A 674-nucleotide genomic window follows, 5' to 3' on the forward strand; every position below is an offset into this window, starting at 1 on the left:
GACGTCAGGCACGATTCGATACCGATACGGTTTTCCGCTAGGTAATCCATCAGTTTTGGATCGTGAATCGCTTTCACACCGTGGCCGATACGCGTTGCACCAAGCTCTTGAATGGCTTGCCACATGCTTTCAGCGCCCGCCGCTTCACCAGCGTGAACTGTCACGTTTAGGCCTGCATCACGCACTTGTTTGAAGTGAGAGACAAAGCGATCGCCTGGTTGGCCAAGCTCATCACCTGCAAGGTCTACTGCTACGATGTGGTCTTTCTGGCTTAGAATGGCATCCAGTTCTTGCTGACATGCATCTGTGCCAAATGTGCGGCTCATGATACCGATAAGGTTCGCTTTGATGCCAAAGTCTCGCATGCCTGCTTGTACGCCATCGACAACCGCTTCAACCACGCCAGCGACTGGCAGTTTGTGTTTCATCGCCATGTAGTATGGAGAGAAACGCAGTTCGGCGTAATCAACACACCGCCGCCTTCTAACGTGAATAACAACGTATGCACGCCCACCTTGTCACGCTCAACGTGATAACCGTCGTGCAGCTCAGCCAATCCCGCCATAAAAATATCGGCACGTTGCCATTCTGGAATTTCCGTTAGCGTAAGAAAACGTTCTTTGCACGCAGGCGCAAGGTAGACGTCATCGTGCCACTCATGTTGAGGAGAGAAT

General features: G+C 51.8%; 2 pseudogenes. Both read right to left on the minus strand.

Annotation, left to right across the window (positions count from 1 at the left end):
- Positions 1-470, minus strand: a pseudogene (locus tag R8O10_RS25405) (adenosine deaminase); the annotation flags it as partial.
- A pseudogene (locus R8O10_RS25410) lies at positions 449-674 on the minus strand (AraC family transcriptional regulator); the annotation flags it as partial. The pseudogenes R8O10_RS25405 and R8O10_RS25410, both read right to left, overlap by 22 nt.

The organism is Vibrio sp. 1727, from assembly GCF_033344415.1.
In the GTDB taxonomy this organism is placed as follows: domain Bacteria; phylum Pseudomonadota; class Gammaproteobacteria; order Enterobacterales; family Vibrionaceae; genus Vibrio; species Vibrio alginolyticus.